General features: G+C 67.1%; 16 protein-coding genes and 1 pseudogene. 9 read left to right on the forward strand and 8 right to left on the reverse strand.

Annotated features, from left to right (window positions below; genetic code table 11):
* Position 1 precedes the first annotated feature (1 nt).
* The 4 genes from FHY19_RS06815 to FHY19_RS06830 form a co-directional block, all read right to left on the reverse strand.
* On the reverse strand, positions 2–310 hold the full coding sequence (locus FHY19_RS06815) for a DUF3247 family protein (RefSeq protein ID WP_259163138.1): 309 nt from the start codon (positions 308–310) through the stop codon (positions 2–4).
* A gap of 216 nt (positions 311–526) precedes the next feature.
* A complete protein-coding gene (locus tag FHY19_RS06820) occupies positions 527–2560 on the reverse strand; it encodes a PAS domain-containing sensor histidine kinase (RefSeq protein ID WP_259163142.1) in 2034 nt (677 codons plus the stop codon).
* Positions 2561–2685: 125 nt separating this feature from the next.
* The gene (locus FHY19_RS06825; protein ID WP_259156691.1) at positions 2686–2976 is read right to left on the reverse strand and encodes a hypothetical protein; all 291 of its coding nucleotides are present in this window, start codon (positions 2974–2976) and stop codon (positions 2686–2688) included.
* The gene (locus tag FHY19_RS06830; RefSeq protein ID WP_259156692.1) at positions 2963–3409 is read right to left on the reverse strand and encodes a hypothetical protein; all 447 of its coding nucleotides are present in this window, start codon (positions 3407–3409) and stop codon (positions 2963–2965) included. Before FHY19_RS06830 ends, FHY19_RS06825 begins: the two co-directional genes overlap by 14 nt.
* 248 nt (positions 3410–3657) lie before the next feature.
* On the opposite strand from FHY19_RS06830, the gene FHY19_RS06835 reads away from it, so the two are divergent.
* Positions 3658–4233: a DUF3016 domain-containing protein gene (locus tag FHY19_RS06835; RefSeq protein WP_259163143.1), complete on the forward strand. Its 576-nt coding sequence runs from the start codon at positions 3658–3660 to the stop codon at positions 4231–4233.
* Between the two features lie 606 nt (positions 4234–4839).
* On the opposite strand, the gene alr is transcribed toward FHY19_RS06835, so the two are convergent.
* A complete protein-coding gene (gene alr, locus FHY19_RS06840) occupies positions 4840–5940 on the reverse strand; it encodes an alanine racemase (RefSeq protein ID WP_259163152.1) in 1101 nt (366 codons plus the stop codon).
* Positions 5940–7229, reverse strand: a complete 1290-nt coding sequence (locus FHY19_RS06845; RefSeq protein WP_259156699.1) for a D-amino acid dehydrogenase — start codon at positions 7227–7229, stop codon at positions 5940–5942. The genes alr and FHY19_RS06845 overlap by 1 nt, the downstream gene beginning before the upstream one ends.
* Positions 7230–7376: 147 nt before the next feature.
* Here FHY19_RS06845 and FHY19_RS06850 point away from each other — a divergent pair, with 147 nt between their 5' ends.
* Positions 7377–7856, forward strand: coding sequence for an Lrp/AsnC ligand binding domain-containing protein (locus tag FHY19_RS06850; protein ID WP_259156701.1), 480 nt, complete (start codon positions 7377–7379; stop codon positions 7854–7856).
* A 32-nt stretch (positions 7857–7888) separates the two neighbouring features.
* Here FHY19_RS06850 and FHY19_RS06855 read toward each other — a convergent pair whose 3' ends face one another.
* A complete protein-coding gene (locus tag FHY19_RS06855) occupies positions 7889–8320 on the reverse strand; it encodes a hypothetical protein (protein WP_259163154.1) in 432 nt (143 codons plus the stop codon).
* Positions 8321–8739: 419 nt separating this feature from the next.
* Here FHY19_RS06855 and msrB point away from each other — a divergent pair, with 419 nt between their 5' ends.
* The 7 genes and pseudogenes from msrB (at position 8740) to FHY19_RS06890 (ending at position 13776) form a co-directional block, all read left to right on the forward strand.
* Positions 8740–9204, forward strand: a complete 465-nt coding sequence (gene msrB / locus FHY19_RS06860; protein WP_259156703.1) for a peptide-methionine (R)-S-oxide reductase MsrB — start codon at positions 8740–8742, stop codon at positions 9202–9204.
* A gap of 65 nt (positions 9205–9269) precedes the next feature.
* Positions 9270–9507, forward strand: a pseudogene (locus tag FHY19_RS06865) (MliC family protein); the annotation flags it as partial.
* A gap of 97 nt (positions 9508–9604) precedes the next feature.
* The gene (gene motA / locus FHY19_RS06870; RefSeq protein WP_259156705.1) at positions 9605–10459 is read left to right on the forward strand and encodes a flagellar motor stator protein MotA; all 855 of its coding nucleotides are present in this window, start codon (positions 9605–9607) and stop codon (positions 10457–10459) included.
* A gap of 10 nt (positions 10460–10469) precedes the next feature.
* Positions 10470–11642, forward strand: a complete 1173-nt coding sequence (gene motB / locus FHY19_RS06875; protein ID WP_259163157.1) for a flagellar motor protein MotB — start codon at positions 10470–10472, stop codon at positions 11640–11642.
* A 179-nt stretch (positions 11643–11821) separates the two neighbouring features.
* A complete protein-coding gene (locus tag FHY19_RS06880) occupies positions 11822–12391 on the forward strand; it encodes a hypothetical protein (RefSeq protein WP_259163159.1) in 570 nt (189 codons plus the stop codon).
* Positions 12392–12399: 8 nt separating this feature from the next.
* Complete coding sequence (locus FHY19_RS06885; protein ID WP_259156711.1) at positions 12400–12684, forward strand: DUF4031 domain-containing protein; 285 nt, start codon at positions 12400–12402, stop codon at positions 12682–12684.
* A 405-nt stretch (positions 12685–13089) separates the two neighbouring features.
* Complete coding sequence (locus tag FHY19_RS06890; RefSeq protein WP_326521115.1) at positions 13090–13776, forward strand: response regulator transcription factor; 687 nt, start codon at positions 13090–13092, stop codon at positions 13774–13776.
* On the opposite strand, the gene FHY19_RS06895 is transcribed toward FHY19_RS06890, so the two are convergent.
* Complete coding sequence (locus FHY19_RS06895; RefSeq protein ID WP_259163170.1) at positions 13758–15161, reverse strand: ATP-binding protein; 1404 nt, start codon at positions 15159–15161, stop codon at positions 13758–13760. The genes FHY19_RS06890 and FHY19_RS06895 overlap by 19 nt on opposite strands.
* Between the last annotated feature and the right edge of the window lie 134 nt (positions 15162–15295).

Below are 15295 nucleotides of genomic sequence, written 5' to 3' on the forward strand. Positions count from 1 at the left end.
ATCACGGCACGACGTGTGGATCGGAACCCAATGGCAGCGGGTGCACGGCCACGATGCGATCCATCCAGATCCAGGGCGGCTCCTGGGTGGCGTCCAGCTGATCCAGGCGCAACTGCCCGTTGACGCCTTCGTTGTCGTTCTCGTCGAGATAGGTCTGGATGGTCGGGCGCACGGCAACGGTGCCGCTGAGCGTGCTGCCGTCGTCGAGTTCGATGCGCACGCGTTCCTGTCCGTCGAGCAGGGCCACCCAATGCTCGAGGGTGGCGATCTGCACGTGCTCGGAATAGACGTGCGGGGCGTATCTGGACATCGCGATATCTCCATGAGCGGAGCGCATCACGCTAGGCCAACGTGCGTGAAAGATGCAGCAAACGCGGCGTATTGCCGCATCTACATCCGCACCCTACGCGCACCGCACAGGCATCTGCGGCTTGTCATGCGGCCAGCTATCGAGCGCAACCGCCTTGCGATCGGCCCGCGCGCACCGCGACAGCGTCGACTGCGCGAGGTTGCCGCCGCGCCCGCATCACTCCACGGATTCGCGTGCTGCCCGGACCGCGGTGACCAGCTGCGCAACGCTGTACGGCTTGGCCAGATGTTCCTGAAATCCCGAATCCAGCGCGCGCTTGCGATCGTCGTCGCGTGCCAGTGCCGTCACCGCCACCGCCGGCAGCGCCTGCCCGTCCAGCCCCAGGTTATCGCGCACGGTACGGATCAATCCGTAGCCATCCATGCCAGGCATCCCGATGTCGGTCAGCATCACGTCGAAACGCGCGTGCCCGCGATGATCGATCAAGGCCAAGGCATCGGTGGCGCTGCCGGCGGTGACCACTTCGGCGCCCTGTTCTTCGAGCAGGCGGCGCAGGTAGTCGAGCATGTCCGGCTGGTCTTCGACCGCCAGCAGGCGCAGGCCGTTGAGCGCACGCGCTTCGACGATCTGTTCGGACATCAGGCGCCGCCGCAGCTCGCGGCGCGGGCGCTTGGCGTGATCGGGAACATGCTCGGGCAGGCGCACCGTAAAGGTGGCGCCCTTGCCGCGTCCGCCGCTGGTGGCGCCGACCTGCCCACCGTGCATTTCCACCAGTTGCTGCACGATCGCCAGGCCCAGGCCCAGGCCGCCGTGCTGGCGCGTGGTGGTGCCGTCGGCCTGACGGAAGCGGCCGAACAGATGCGGCAGGAACTCGGCCGCAATGCCGTCGCCGGAGTCGCGCACCGACACCAGCAAATGCCCGTCGTCGCGCTCGATGGTGACGTCGATGCGGCCGTGCGCAGGGGTGAACTTGATCGCGTTGGAGAGCAGATTCCACAGCACCTGCTGCAGGCGCGTGGCATCGCCGAGCACCAGGCACGGGGTGGGGGGCACATGCAGTTCCAGCAGCTGATCCTTGCCGTCGGCGGCCAGTTCCTGCGTGCTCAGCGCCTCGCGCACCTGTTCGGCCAAGTCCAGCGCTTCGACTTCCAGCTGCACCTTGCCCAGCAACATGCTGCTGAGGTCGAGCATGTCCGAGATCAGCCGCTTCTGCGCGCGCGCGCTGCTGGCGATCACCGACAGGCCCTTGTAATTGGGATGCCCTTCTTCCACGCGCTGCAGCAGCAACTCGCTCCAGCCCAGAATGGTGGTCAACGGGGTGCGCAACTCGTGCGACAACGTGGCCAGGAACTCGTCCTTCAGCCGCGCCATGCTTTCGGCTTCGTTGCGCGCGCTGCGCTCCGATTCCAGCAGCTGCTCGCGTGCCAGTTCGATTTCGCGCTGCTCGGTTACGTCCGGGCTGCTGCCGGCCAGGCCGATAAAGCGTCCATCGGCCGAGTAGCGCGGCGTAGCGGTCATTTCGATCCAGCGCCACTGCCCGTCGTGGCGGCGCGCACGCACCAGCGCACGCAGCCCGCGCTGTTCTTCCAGCGCAGCCGAGAGCTCGAATTGGAAAATCGACAGATCGTCCGGGTGCAGCAGTTCGCTCCATGCCGACACGGTGCCGCTGGAAATGTCCAGGCCGAAGAACTCACCGTAGGCGCTGTTGACGAAGCGCACCACGCCCTGGGCGTCCAGCACCCATACCGGCATCGGCAGGCCGTCGGCCAGTGCGGAAAAACGCGCCTCGCTTTCGGCCAGCTCGCGCTCCACGCGTTTGCGCTCGGTGATGTCCATGAACAGCACTGCGACCCGCGCCTGCTCCGGCTGGCCGACCCGGAACGCGTCCACCGAATACCAGCGACGCAGCGCCTTGGCCTGCATTTCGAAATGGATGCGGTTGCCGCTGCGGGCGACCTGGCCATAACGGTCGAACCACTCCTGCTCATGATCGGGGAGCATGCCGCGAATGGACACGTTCAGCGCGTTGGACAAACCGGTATATCGCTCGAATGCGCCATTGGTCGTGCGAATGACGTAATCGACCGCTTCCTCGCCCTCGAACACCATATCGATGACGCAGAAACCGGCATCGATGTTATGGAAGATCTCGTGATACATCGCCGGATCGAGAAACGATTCGGCGATGGCGGCCGGCAAGGCGGCGGCCAGGTCTTGGCTGGCACTGGAGGTGTTCAAATCGGAAACCACGGATGCTGCCGGAGCGGATGACGGACAGATGAAACCATGCCCGATGTCGTCAGCGGGTGCACAGGGGCACGACGGAGTTCACGTCTCCGGTGCACCCTCTGGTCGCCTGGCGGGCTGCCGCTCACTCACCAGAGGGTGGCGGCGGCCAGGGCAATGCAGGCGGCCAGGACCACGATGCCGGCTATCACGCCGCGAAACACCCACTCGCCCTCGCGGCGCAGCTGCTCGTCCATCCAACGCTGCGCCTCCTCGCGCCAGGCGGTGGAACGTGCGTAGTCTGCATCCAGCAACAGCAGCCTTACCCGCGATAGCCCGAGTTCGGCGCATTCGCCCCGGCAACGCTCACTGAAGCCGTCTTGGCCCGGGGCCACCTGTGCGCCGAGTGGCAATTCCAGTTCGAGCTCATGCCTGGACATAACGCGGACGCTCCTGATCAAGCTCGTGTTCCAGCGCCATGCGCGCCAGTTGGGTGTAATTTGCGCGCGGGCCCTGGCCACGGCCGGTCAGCATTCCCTGGTAGTCCAGGTCCTGCCAGACCCGCCCGGTCCACTCCACGCAATCTTCGGCGATCACCAGCATCAGCGAGTAGCGATACTCAAGACCAGTTGCAGCGGTGTACGCGTATACAGGGGGAAACTGCACTGCCACGTCGACCTGACGTGCCAGCCCGGCCAGATGCTCGCGCAGCGCGTCGCGTGGGTCAGTACCCGGGTCGATGCGCAAGCTGCGCGTGGCCAGATCCAGGTCCACTTCGCTTTGCAGGGCGACGAAGGCTGCGGCGCCGGTGGCGGGATTGTGGCCGTGCTGTTTTGCCCAGTCGATGAACTGCAGGCGCACGTCCGCCGGCATGTGCGCCGGCGCCGATGAAGCTGACTTTGTGCGAAACGAGTGGGTATCCATGCACTCGATCTTCCAGGCTGCGCCGTGAAGCGCGGGCGCAGGCGCGGTGAACTCGCCGTCATGGCCGCTGCGACGCGGATTAACCGGGCGGCAACGCAGGGGCGGCACCAGTGCGGCGCGCGTTGCGGGCGGCGTGGTGCAGCCCCACACTACCTTGACAGCTGGTACGCAACGTCCCTTTCGCTTGGAGGCTTTCCATGAAACTTTCCAGTGTTTCCGGCGCCGGCCTGTTGCTGGCAGGACTGCTTGCAGCGACTGGTGTGCAGGCGCGCGTGCGCAACGTCACCGACCCGCAGGCGCCACGCGCGCTCGCCAGCGATAGCAGGGTGGATGTGCGCTGGACCGACCCGGCCGAGTTTTCCGATCTCCGCTTCAGCGGCAATCGCTGGGAAGCGCAGCGTGGCGACTGGGTGACCCAGCTGGCAACCCATTTCCGGCAGAGCGCGGCGCGGCAGCTGCCCGAAGGCCAGCACCTGAGCGTGACCATCACCGACATCCGCCGCGCCGGCCAGTACGAGCCCTGGCACGGCCCACGCATGCAGGACGTGCGCGTGGTCAAGGACATCTACCCGCCCCGCCTGAGCTTTAGCTACACGCTGACCGGTGCCGACGGCCGGGTGATCGACCAGGGCGAACGCAAGCTGGTGGACTCGGCCTTCCTGATGAGCGGCCCGCGACTGACCGACAGCGACCCGCTGCGCTTCGAGAAGGCGATGATCGACGACTGGGTGCGCAAGCAATTCCGCGGCGATCGTAATACGGCCGGGTTGTGAGCTGACGCTTGAAGCCCCGCTCCCGCTGGGGCGAGGAGGCACGGGTTGCGCGCCGCTGGCGCGCGTGACCTGGAGCGCCCGGTCGCCAACGCGGGCTGGGACGTGACGCGGGGTTGAGGTGAGGGCATGGGCGACGCTTTCGTGTCGTTCAAACTGCATGAGGTCTCAAGCGCACCCTCATCCGGCGCTGCGCGCCACCTTCTCCCGCCTGGCGGGAGAAGGACAAGCAGTCGAGCTGACGTTTGAAGTCCCGCTGCCGTCGGGGCGATGGGCGCCGCTGGCGCGCGTGACCTGGAGCGCCCGCGTCGCCAACGCGAGCTGGGACGTGACGCGGGGTTGAGGTGAGGGTATGGGCGACGCTTTCGTATCGTTCAAACTGCACGAGGCCTCAAGCGCACCCTCATCCGGCGCTGCGCGCCACCTTCTCCCGCCACGCGGGAGAAGGACAACCCGTCGAGCTTGCCGCCCAGGTCACTCCCCCCTAGGGGCGAAAAGGCACGGTTTGCGCGCCACTGGCGCGCGTGCCCTGGAGCGCCCGCGTCGCCAACGCGGGCTGGGCGCGCAGCGGGGGTCGGGGTGCAGGTACGGGCAAAGCGCGCGTGTCGTTCAAACTGCTGATCTTTCAACTGCTGCAGCCTCGCCCACATACACGCGAGGCACGCGCTTGAGTCCGCACAGCAGCTGATACGCGCTGACATTGCACTGCGTCGCCAGCGGGCTGACGCGCGGCGCATCGCCCCATAACTGTACGCTGGCACCGATGTCGGCCTGCGGGTGGTCGGTAAGGTCCACGGTGAGCATGTCCATCGACACGCGGCCGATCAGCGGGCAGACCTGACCGTTCACCAGCACCGGCGTGCCGTTGGGCGCGAACTGGGGGTACCCGTCGGCATAGCCCATCGCCACCACGCCCACACGCGTCGGGCGCTCGGCCACGAAGCGTGCGCCGTAACCCACCGGCTCGCCGGCCGGCAGGTCGCGCACGCTGATGATGCGCGAGCGCAGCGTCATTACCGGCCGCAGCTGCGTGGTGAGCTCGGTGTCCTGCGGGAACGGGTTTGCGCCGTACAGCATCAGGCCCGGACGCGACCAATCGTTGCGCAGCGCCGGCCAGCCCAGCAGGCCAGGAGAATTACGGATGCTGGTTTCCGCACGCATGCCGCCAGCGGTCAGCGCAAACGCCACTGCCTGTTCGTCGGTGCGGCTGCATTCCAGCTCGTCGGCGCGCGCCAGATGCGTCATCAACACCACCGAGGCGATCTGCGGCAATCCGCGCAGGCGCAGCCAGGCGGCGCGGAAGTCTTCCGGCGACAGCCCCAGCCGGTGCATGCCGCTGTCCAGCTTCAACCAGATGCGCAGCGGCCGCGGGCTCTGGAACTCGGCCAGCGCGCGTACCTGTTGCGGCGTGGCCACCACCGTCCACAAGGCGTGCTCTGCGATCAGGCGCAGCTCGTCCTGTTCGAAGAAGCCTTCCAGCAACAGGATCGGCGCGCGGATGCCGGCCTGGCGCAGTTCCAGCGCTTCTTCGATGCACGCCACCGCAAAGCCGTCGGCTTCCGGCTCCAACGCCTGCGCGCAGCGCACCGCGCCGTGCCCGTAGGCATCGGCCTTGACCACCGCCAGCGCCTTGCCGCCGCCCAGCCGCCTGGCCAGGCAGTAGTTGTGACGCAACGCATCCAGATCGATCGACGCTTGCGCAGGACGCACTACGCGGCCTCCCGCTGCGGGCGCTGGCTGCGCGTGGACAGGTAACGGAACACGTCCAGGCCCTCGGTATCGATCTCGGGCGTGCGGCCCTGCATCAGGTCGGCCAGGTAGCGCCCGGAGCCGCAGGCCATGGTCCAGCCCAGCGTGCCGTGGCCGGTATTGAGGAACAGGTTGGCGTACGGGGTGGCGCCCACCACCGGGGTTCCGTCCGGGGTGGCCGGGCGCAGGCCGGTCCAGAACTCGGCCCGGGCCAGGTCGCCGCCGCCTGGATACAGGTCGTTGACCACCATTTCCAGCGTGGCACGCCGGCGCGGATTCAACGACAGGTCAAAGCCCGCCACCTCGGCCATGCCGCCCACGCGGATACGGTCGTCGAAGCGGGTCAGCGCGATCTTGTAGCTCTCGTCCAGCACGGTGGAGGTCGGTGCGCGCGCGGCATCGACGATCGGGATCGTCAGCGAGTAGCCCTTGAGCGGGTACACCGGCAGATGCAGGCCGAGCGACAGCAGCAGGTCGGCCGAATAGCTGCCCAACGCCAGCACGTAGCGGTCGGCGGTTTCCATGCGGCCATCGATCTGCACGCCGGTGACGCGGCCACCGCTGTGTTCCAGGCGCTCGATCTGCTGCCCGTAGCGGAACGTGACCCCCGCCTGCGCGGCCAGGTCGGCCAGGCGCTGGGTGAACAGGCGGCAGTCGCCGGTCTGGTCTTCGGGCAGCCGCAGCGCGCCGGCCATCTGCGCGCCGCCGCCGGCCAGGCCGGGCTCGAACTGTGCAATCTGCGCCGGGCTCAGCAGCTCGTACGGCACCCCGTACTGCGCCAGCACCTGGATGTCCTGCGCGGCGGCATCCAGTTGCTGCTGGGTGCGGAACAACTGCGTGGTGCCAAGCTGGCGGCCTTCGAATTCGATACCGGTGCTGGCGCGCAGCGCGTTCAGGCAGTCGCGGCTGTAGTCGGACATGCGCACCATGCGCGCCTTGTTCACCGCGTAGCGCTCGGCGGTGCAGTTGCGCAGCATCTGGCTGAGCCATGCCAGCTGGCGCAGGTCGCGCGTGGGGCGGATCGACAGCGGTGCGTGCTGCTCGAACAGCCACTTCACCGCCTTGCCGGGCACCCCTGGCGCGGCCCACGGCGAGGTGTAGCCGAACGAGAGCTGGCCGGCATTGGCATAGCTGGTTTCCAGCGCAGCCGCCGGCTGGCGGTCGACCACGGTGACCTCGCAGCCCGCCTGGGCCAGATACCACGCGCTGGTGGTGCCGATGACGCCGCTACCGAGAATGAGCACCCGCATGTCGCTCTCCTGAAAGGGTATTCCCCCACAACCACGCGCTAGGGGAGACAGTTAGACGCAGTATATTGCGATCCAGGCAGTGTCATTTCTGGAATAGACACAGCTTCACAGTGAAACTTCCTGTCAAATCTTGTGGAGACAAACCCCATGCCCACCCGCGCCCGCGAGCTGGACAAGATCGACCGCAAGATCCTGCGCATCCTGCAGCAGGAGGGGCGGATCTCGTTTACCGAACTGGGCGAACGGGTGGGCCTGTCGACCACGCCATGCACCGAGCGCGTGCGCCGGCTGGAGCGCGATGGCGCCATCACCGGCTACTACGCGCGGCTGGACCCGCACTATCTCAAGGCCAGCCTGCTGGTCTTCGTGGAGATCAGCCTGGCCTACAAATCCGGCGACATCTTCGAGGAGTTCCGCCGCGCCGCCCTCAAGCTGCCCAACGTGCTGGAGTGCCACCTGGTCTCCGGCGATTTCGACTACCTGCTCAAGGCCCGCATCAGCGAGATGGCGTCCTATCGCAAGTTGCTTGGCAGCACCTTGCTCACCTTGCCGCATGTGCGCGAATCCAAGAGCTATATCGTGATGGAAGAGGTCAAGGAGACCTTGGCGTTGCCGATTGAGGGCTGAGATTGGGGATTGGGGACTGGTAACAGCGTGGGTCAGCGCACCACGCGCATGCCATCGCCGGCCGGGACCGCGTCGTAATAGCGCCCGGTCTTGGTATCCAGCACCCGGTTGGCGCCGGCCGGCTGCATGCCCTGCAGCAAGCGGCCATTGCGGTCGTAGACCAGCGGCGCGCTGGCCGGCGGAACCTGGCTGCCGGCCGGTGCCACCGGCGTCTGTGCCGGGCCACGGGTCGGGATGGTGGGCGCGGACGGGCGCTGGCCGAGTTGCGAGGGCACCGGAGCCGTGGCCGGCGCAGGCTGCACGGCGCGTGGTGCCGTCAGCGTGGGCTGCGCCGGAGCCGGTGTCGTGATCGGCTGCAGGGTATTGGACGAGCGCGTGGTGGTAGCCGATTGCGCTGCTACCGCGCCGGTGGCAACCAACAGGCCACACAGCAGCAGGCCGCGCGTTGAAGAAGGGATCGCCATGACGGACACCGTGCTTGATCGGGGAGTATTCACTGGATGGGGGCACCAGCGCGCTGCGGCAATGCATCGGGTCGGCGGTGGCCTGAACGCGTTCTCGAGATGAGTGCGGCGCGAAAAGCACGTCCTTCTCCCATGGGGAGAAGGTGGCGCGCAGCGCCGGATGAGGGTGCGTGCGAGGCCTGGCAACCGGTACTGCGTCATGGCCTCGCTGCCGTACCCCACCCCAACCCCCGCTCCGCGCCCCGGCCTGCGCCAGCGGCGCAGGCGCACCAAGGCACGCGCGCCAGTGGCGCGCAAGCTGTGCCGTGGCGCCCCGGCGAGAGAGGGCTTGGTCTCCCCGCACGCTTGAACCACGCGGACTACGCCCACATCACAGGTGCAGGCGCGGCACCCTGCCAGCGCGCGCATGCGAGAACCCCATGAGCCAGTTCGACCTGACCCCTCCCTCCCCTGCCCAGCGCGATGCCCTGATCGCCGGGCTCAGCGACGAGGAACAGCGCGTGCTGCTGCACCATGGCACCGAGGCGCCGTTCTGCGGGGTCTTCCTGGACAACAAGCTGGACGGGGTCTACACCTGCCGGCTGTGCGGGTTGCCGCTGTTCCGTTCCAGCGCCAAGTTCGAATCCGGTACCGGCTGGCCGAGCTTCTTCGCCCCCTACGATGCCGCGCATGTGCGCGAAATCCGCGATATCAGCTACGGCATGATCCGCACCGAAATCGTCTGCGCACGCTGCGATAGCCATCTGGGCCACGTGTTCCCCGACGGCCCGCCGCCGACCGGCGAGCGCCATTGCCTCAACTCGGTGTCGCTGGGCTTTACCGAAAACGGCCAGGCGTTGCCCAACCCGCTGCAGCGCGGCGGTGCCGAAGCGCAGCCGGCCTGAGGAAAGGCAGCGGTCCGGCAAGCTCGCTGAGCAGCTGAGCCAGGCAGGCAGCCCCGTCGGATGCGGTGGCCTGGCGTTGCGGCACGCGTACGATCGTCATCCGCGTCGATCCGGCCACCGATGCGGTGCGGTTGAGCGTCGATGGCCGCACGTTGACCCTGCTCAGCGCCCAGGCCGCCTCCGGGGCGCGGTTTGCCGACGCGCAGGGCAAGCAGTTCCGGGAGCATGCCGGCGAGGCAACGCCGTCGCTGGCAGGCGGCGAAGCGGTGGTGCGTGCATGAGGCCGCCACGACAATCGGCTGAGCATTCAGTTACAGCGCACATCTTCACGCCGCGCGCTTCAAGAATCCGCCGCGCAAGCCGAAACAACTAGCACTCCCAGATTGCTTCCGGCTTCGCCATGCTCATCATCGTTGGCTTCATTGTCGTCATCGTCAGCGTCCTCGGCGGCTACGTGCTGTCGCACGGCAAGCTGGGCGCGTTGTGGCAGCCGTACGAGCTGATGATCATCGGTGGCGCGGCATTCGGTGCGTTCCTGGTCAGTACCCCGGGCAAGATCGTCAAAGAGACCTTCAGCAGCATCATGGGCGTGTTCAAGGGCCCGCAGTACAAGTCCGAGGACTACAAGGACACTCTGAGCCTGGTCTACGAACTGTTGAATAAGGCACGTCGCGACGGCTTCATGGCGCTGGAAGACCATGTCGAAAAACCCCAGGACAGCACCATTTTCGGCAACTACCCCAAGGTGGTGGCCGACCATCACCTGCTGGACTTCATCACCGACTGCCTGCGCCTGATGATCGGCAGCAACATCGAGCCGCACGAACTGGAGCCGCTGCTCGAGCTGGAGCTGGAAAAGCATCACCACGAGGCGATGGCGCCGGCGCATGCGCTGAGCAAGGTGTCCGACGGCCTGCCCGGCTTCGGCATCGTGGCGGCGGTGCTCGGCATCGTGATCACCATGGGTTCGATCGGCGGCCCGATCGAAGAGATCGGCCACCATGTCGGCGCCGCACTGGTCGGCACCTTCCTGGGCATCCTGCTGGCGTATGGCTTCGTGGCGCCGCTGTCGGCGGCGATGGAAGCGCGCGCCGACCAGGACGGACGCATCTACGAGGCGGTCAAGACCGCCCTGCTGGCCTGCCTGCGCGGCTACAACCCGAAGATCGCGCTGGAATTCGCGCGCAAGACCCTGCCCTCCAACGTGCGTCCGAGCTTCGGCGATTTCGAAACGCACCTGAAGACGATCAAGTAGGGCCACGGTCATGGCCGAGGCCAAATCCACCGTCGTCATCCGACGGGTCAAGAAGGTCCAGGGCGGCGGCCACCATGGCGGCGCCTGGAAAGTGGCGTTTGCCGACTTCGTGACCGCGATGATGGCCTTCTTCCTGGTGCTGTGGCTGATGGCTGCCACCACCAAGGAACAGCGCGCGGCGATCTCTGAATACTTCCGCAATCCCAGCCCGTTGTCCGGCAAATCGCCGGCGCCTTCGCCCGGCATGAACGGCCCCGGGGGCGCCAGCACCTCGATGATCAAGCTCGGCGGCACTGCCGACATGGCCAAGGGGCAGAAGGACGAGATGGGCCGCAAGCGCGACAACGCGGCCGATACCGACGTGGACAGCCGCGCCAAGGACAAGAAGCGCCTGGAAGCGCTGATGCAGGACCTGAAGGAAGCCATCGACAAGAGCCAGGCGCTGGAGCCGTTCAAGGACCAGCTGCTGCTCGACCTCACGCCCGATGGCCTGCGCATCCAGATCGTGGACAAGCAGAACCGCCCGATGTTCGATATCGGCCGCGATCAGCTCAAGCCGTACACGGTGGACATCCTGCGCGAGCTGTCCAGCTTCATCAATCAGGTGCCCAACCACATCAGCATCACCGGCCACACCGACACCACCGCCTACAGCAGCGATGCCGGCTATACCAACTGGGAACTCAGCGCCGACCGCGCCAATGCCGCACGGCGTGCGCTGGTGGGCGGCGGCATGTCCGACGCCAAGGTGACGCGTGTTGTGGGCCTGTCGTCGTCGGTGCTGTTCGACAAGACCGACCCGCAGAACCCGATCAATCGCCGCATCAGCATCGTGGTGATGACCCAGGACGCCGAACAGGCCGCCCTGGCCGGCGCCGGCCAGGGCGTGGCGCTGGGCAAGTCGGTGCACGACGCCGACACCCAGGTGCCGGACCTCAGCGCCGCTGCCACCGGCACGGCCACCGTGGGCGCGCCAGTGGCTGGCGCTGCGCCGACTGCGATAGCGACACCGGCTGCCGGGAAGGCCGCTGCGGGGACCACATCGGTACCGCCCGGCACGGCCGCGGCACGCCCCGCCGCACCGCGGGTGTCCTCCAGCGCACAGGTGGCCTCGGCCACCGCACTTGCCAAGGCGGCCGAAGCGGCCGTGGCCGCGCCGCGGGTGGCGGTAGAGGGGCAGTAATCGGCCCTGCGGGAGCCGGGATTGGCCAGGTACCCGGGGGCGTTGAGGCCCGGATCGGCCAGCTGATCGCGCCTGCGGTGCCGGTTCCGCCTGGCTCTGGGACCTGCGATTCCCGCTGCTCATCGCATCGTGAGGCGCACGCTCTAGAATGGGCGGCCATTCCCAGCGTCGAGAACACCGTGTCCCGCAATTCCAAGGCCAAGCGCGACAAGCGCAAGAAGCAGCAGCCCAAGCGCCCCATCGTCCGTCTGGGCCAGGCGCCCCAGGTCACCAACCATGCCGTGCTGCAGGACGCCGACGGTCGCGTCGTGGCCGCGATCGGTCTGCAGGGTGGCAGCGAGTGGATGCTGTCGATCGGCGGCCAGACCATGGGCAGCGCCGACAACCCGGTGCCGATGCTGGCCATGCTCAAGCACCTGGCCAACCTGCAGGAAGCCGAAGGCAAGACCATCTCGCTGGAATATTCGACCCAGCTGCAGCAGATGATCGACGACCTGGCCGCCGAAGAAGGCCAGACCGCCGAGGAATATCTGACCAAGCTGGTGTCCGAGTTCCAGAACGCCGATGCCGATGAAGACGGCGATGCCGACGCCGAAGACGCAGTGGCCGATGCCGGTACCGATGCCGATGCGGAAGATGCGGCCGGCGACGACGACAGCGCGGCAGACGCAGACGCCAGCGATGCCACAACCGATGACGCCGACGGCGAGACGGCCGGCAAGAAGCGCAAGACCTCCAAGAAGGCCTGACCCGGCCGATGGCTGTCTACATCGACGATGCGGTGCATCTGTGGCGCGAGCAGCGCTGGGCGCACCTGCTCGGCGATACGCTGGACGAGTTGCATGCCATGGCGGCGCGGCTGGGCATTCCCCGCCGCGCCTTCCAGAACAAGCTCAGCGGCGCGCACTACGACGTGCCCGCACCGCTACGCGCCGAGGCCATCGCCCTGGGCACCATCCCCATCTCCCGCCATACCGATCGCGCACTGCTCAAGGCGTTGATCGCCAATGCGCGTGCGCAGGCGCGCGGCCAGGTGCCGTAACGCCGGTCCAGCGACACGCCAATCGCACGCAGCACATCACTGCGGAAAGCGCATCCGCGCAGTCATCGCCAGCGCGTAACGCGTTGGGTCGGCTGGCCGCAGTACGCACTATCGGCACGTGTTGCGGCGCCACATCGAACCGCAGCACCCGCCGCAGATCCGCACGATGACGCAACCCATACCGGTCGTGCGCCAGCGAGAAACCCATGGCGCTGCAACGACGCGTCAGGCGCGCGCATACGACGCATGCAGGCTTGCAACCGGATGTGGTCTGCGACGCACTCACCGGTGCGACCGGCGACGCTGCTTCCGCGCCCAAGCACAAGCCTGTCACTATCCAAGCGCCCATCCTCCGGAGCCGTTGCATTGCCTGTTCGCGCCCCAGCCTCCGACCCACCCTCCATGTTGCGCGTCGCCGTTCTCGAAGACGACGACGTGCTGCGCGAGCAGATCCTGATTCCCGGCCTGCAGGAGTTCGGATTCGCGGTCAGTGGCGCCGGCACCGCGGGGGCGCTGTACCGGCTGATGCTGGAGCAGACCTTCGACATGGTGGTGCTGGACCTTGGGCTTCCGGACGAAAGCGGCCTGAGCGTGGTTGCGCATCTGCGTTCGCTGTTCACTGGCCTGGGCATCGTGGTGCTCACCGGCAACCGCGGCCGCTCGGACCATGTGCACGCGCTGAGCAGCGGCGCCGACGCCTTCCTGCGCAAGCCCGCCGACCCTGAAATCCTGGCGCTGACGCTGCGCAACCTGTCGCGGCGATTGCGCCCGGCCGATGCCAGTGCCGTTGCAAAGCCGGCATGGCGCCTGGAATCGGATGGGTGGTGCCTGGTCGCACCGGATGCGCGCATCGTGGTGCTGACCTCGCTCGAGCGCTGCCTGATGGGCTGCCTGGATGCACAACGCGGCCAGGCGGTGGAACGCGATGCGCTGGTGTCGGCGCTGGAAGACTGCGTCGGCGATTTCGACCTGCATCGGTTGGAGATGCTGATCCATCGCCTGCGACGCAAGGCCGCACGCATCACTGCAGCCGATGCGCCGGCGTTTCCGCTGCTGTCTTCGCGTGGAATGGGTTACCTGCTGGCCAGCTGATCGGCGCGTATCGATCGCGCCGGCGGCGCGGCGAGCGGCAACAGCAGGCGGATGCAGGCGCCGTCGCCCGTATTGCCGACCTCCACACGCCCGCCGGCGGCGATGACGATTTCGTTCACCACCGACAAGCCCAGACCGGTGCCCTTGCCGGCCGGCTTGGTGGTGTAGAACGGCTCCAGGATGCGCGCCAGCAACTGCTCGGGAATCCCCGGGCCGGTGTCTGCGAACTGCAGCACGACCATGCCGGCCTGCTGCTCGCCGTCGATGCGGAACAGCCCCTGCCCGTCGATCGCATCGCGCGCATTGGCGGCGATGTTGAGCAATGCCAGCTCCAGTTCGTCCAGATCCATCGCGATCCACAGCGGCGGTCCTGGCGCGATGCCTTGCAGGCGGATCTCGTGTCCGAACAGTTGCCTGAGCGTGGGTTCGATCTCCAGCAACGCGTGGCGCGCATCGAACAGGCGCGCGATGCCGGGTTCGGCACGACCGAAGTTGAGAATCCTGCGACTGACGGTCAGCGCGCGGCGCGAGGCGGCTTCGATGTTTTCCAGGGTCTTGAGCAACGGTGCCTCGCCACGGCCTTCCAGCGCGTCGCGACGCTGCGCAAAGCCGATGATGACGTTGATCAGGTTATCGAAATCGTGCGCAACACCGGAAGCCAGCCGTCCCAGCGCTTCCATCTTCTGCGTGTGCAGCAGCTGCTCCTGGACCCGCTCGCGCTCGGCCATTTCGCGCACCAGCTTGCGGTTCACCGCTTCGAGTTCGCGTCGGCGGCGTTCCGATTCCACCAGGCTGTCGCGCAGCGCGGCGATGGTGCGGTCGAGCATCAGGGTGATCAGCAGATACACCCCCACCGTCATCAGCCCCAGGCCGACATTGCCCCAGGTCGAACGCGATGGCGCAAACCACAGCAATTGCGCGATCAAGGCCATCGCGCACACCGCCGCCAGCAGCGCAAACACGCGCCACAGATTGCGCCGACCGAGCGCCATGCCGGCGAGCACCAAGGCAATCACCGGCATCGGATTGGTCATCAAATCGAAGATGTCGACCCGCACGTAAGTGACGAAGGTGCCGAGCAGCGCGGCGGCAATGAAGACCTTGACGCCTGCCGCGCTGCGGCCGCGACGGATCATCGGCACGCCAGCCAGCGCGCCGAACGCGGTGAGCAAGGTGCCGGCCAATGCGCAGGCCAAATCGGGCCTGGCCTGCAAGCGGCCCAACCCGGCGACATACAGAAAAAATCCGACATCGCCCAGGTTGTACAGCGCGATGGCGACCAGCAGCAGCTGCAGGAAGGCCACCTGCCGTCGATCGATCGGATCCTCGCGCCAGCGCGTGGCCAACCAGCGCGGCAGGAGCCTGGATTTTGCGGCAGACAGCATCGCGACGGGACGTCTGTGAGTGTCTTTGCATCCTCACATTCGTGGTGAGTGGATGCAATCGTGGCTTGGTGACACGTGGCGCCGCGCCTGACTATGTTGGGTTGTCCCGCAACATGAAAATTACCGGACTCCAG

The organism is Xanthomonas sp. 4461 (assembly GCF_024806475.1).
Taxonomy (GTDB): Bacteria; Pseudomonadota; Gammaproteobacteria; order Xanthomonadales; family Xanthomonadaceae; genus Xanthomonas; species Xanthomonas arboricola_F.

Coding starts and splice junctions, on each gene's coding strand:
- FHY19_RS06815 (WP_259163138.1), bottom strand. CDS start 310: ATGTCCAGATACGCCCCGCACGTCTATTCCGAGCACGTGCAGATCGCC.
- FHY19_RS06825 (WP_259156691.1), bottom strand. CDS start 2,976: ATGTCCAGGCATGAGCTCGAACTGGAATTGCCACTCGGCGCACAGGTG.
- FHY19_RS06830 (WP_259156692.1), bottom strand. CDS start 3,409: ATGCCGGCGGACGTGCGCCTGCAGTTCATCGACTGGGCAAAACAGCAC.
- FHY19_RS06835 (WP_259163143.1), top strand. CDS start 3,658: ATGAAACTTTCCAGTGTTTCCGGCGCCGGCCTGTTGCTGGCAGGACTG.
- FHY19_RS06845 (WP_259156699.1), bottom strand. CDS start 7,229: ATGCGGGTGCTCATTCTCGGTAGCGGCGTCATCGGCACCACCAGCGCG.
- FHY19_RS06850 (WP_259156701.1), top strand. CDS start 7,377: ATGCCCACCCGCGCCCGCGAGCTGGACAAGATCGACCGCAAGATCCTG.
- FHY19_RS06855 (WP_259163154.1), bottom strand. CDS start 8,320: ATGGCGATCCCTTCTTCAACGCGCGGCCTGCTGCTGTGTGGCCTGTTG.
- msrB (WP_259156703.1), top strand. CDS start 8,740: ATGAGCCAGTTCGACCTGACCCCTCCCTCCCCTGCCCAGCGCGATGCC.
- motA (WP_259156705.1), top strand. CDS start 9,605: ATGCTCATCATCGTTGGCTTCATTGTCGTCATCGTCAGCGTCCTCGGC.
- motB (WP_259163157.1), top strand. CDS start 10,470: ATGGCCGAGGCCAAATCCACCGTCGTCATCCGACGGGTCAAGAAGGTC.
- FHY19_RS06885 (WP_259156711.1), top strand. CDS start 12,400: ATGGCTGTCTACATCGACGATGCGGTGCATCTGTGGCGCGAGCAGCGC.
- FHY19_RS06895 (WP_259163170.1), bottom strand. CDS start 15,161: ATGCTGTCTGCCGCAAAATCCAGGCTCCTGCCGCGCTGGTTGGCCACG.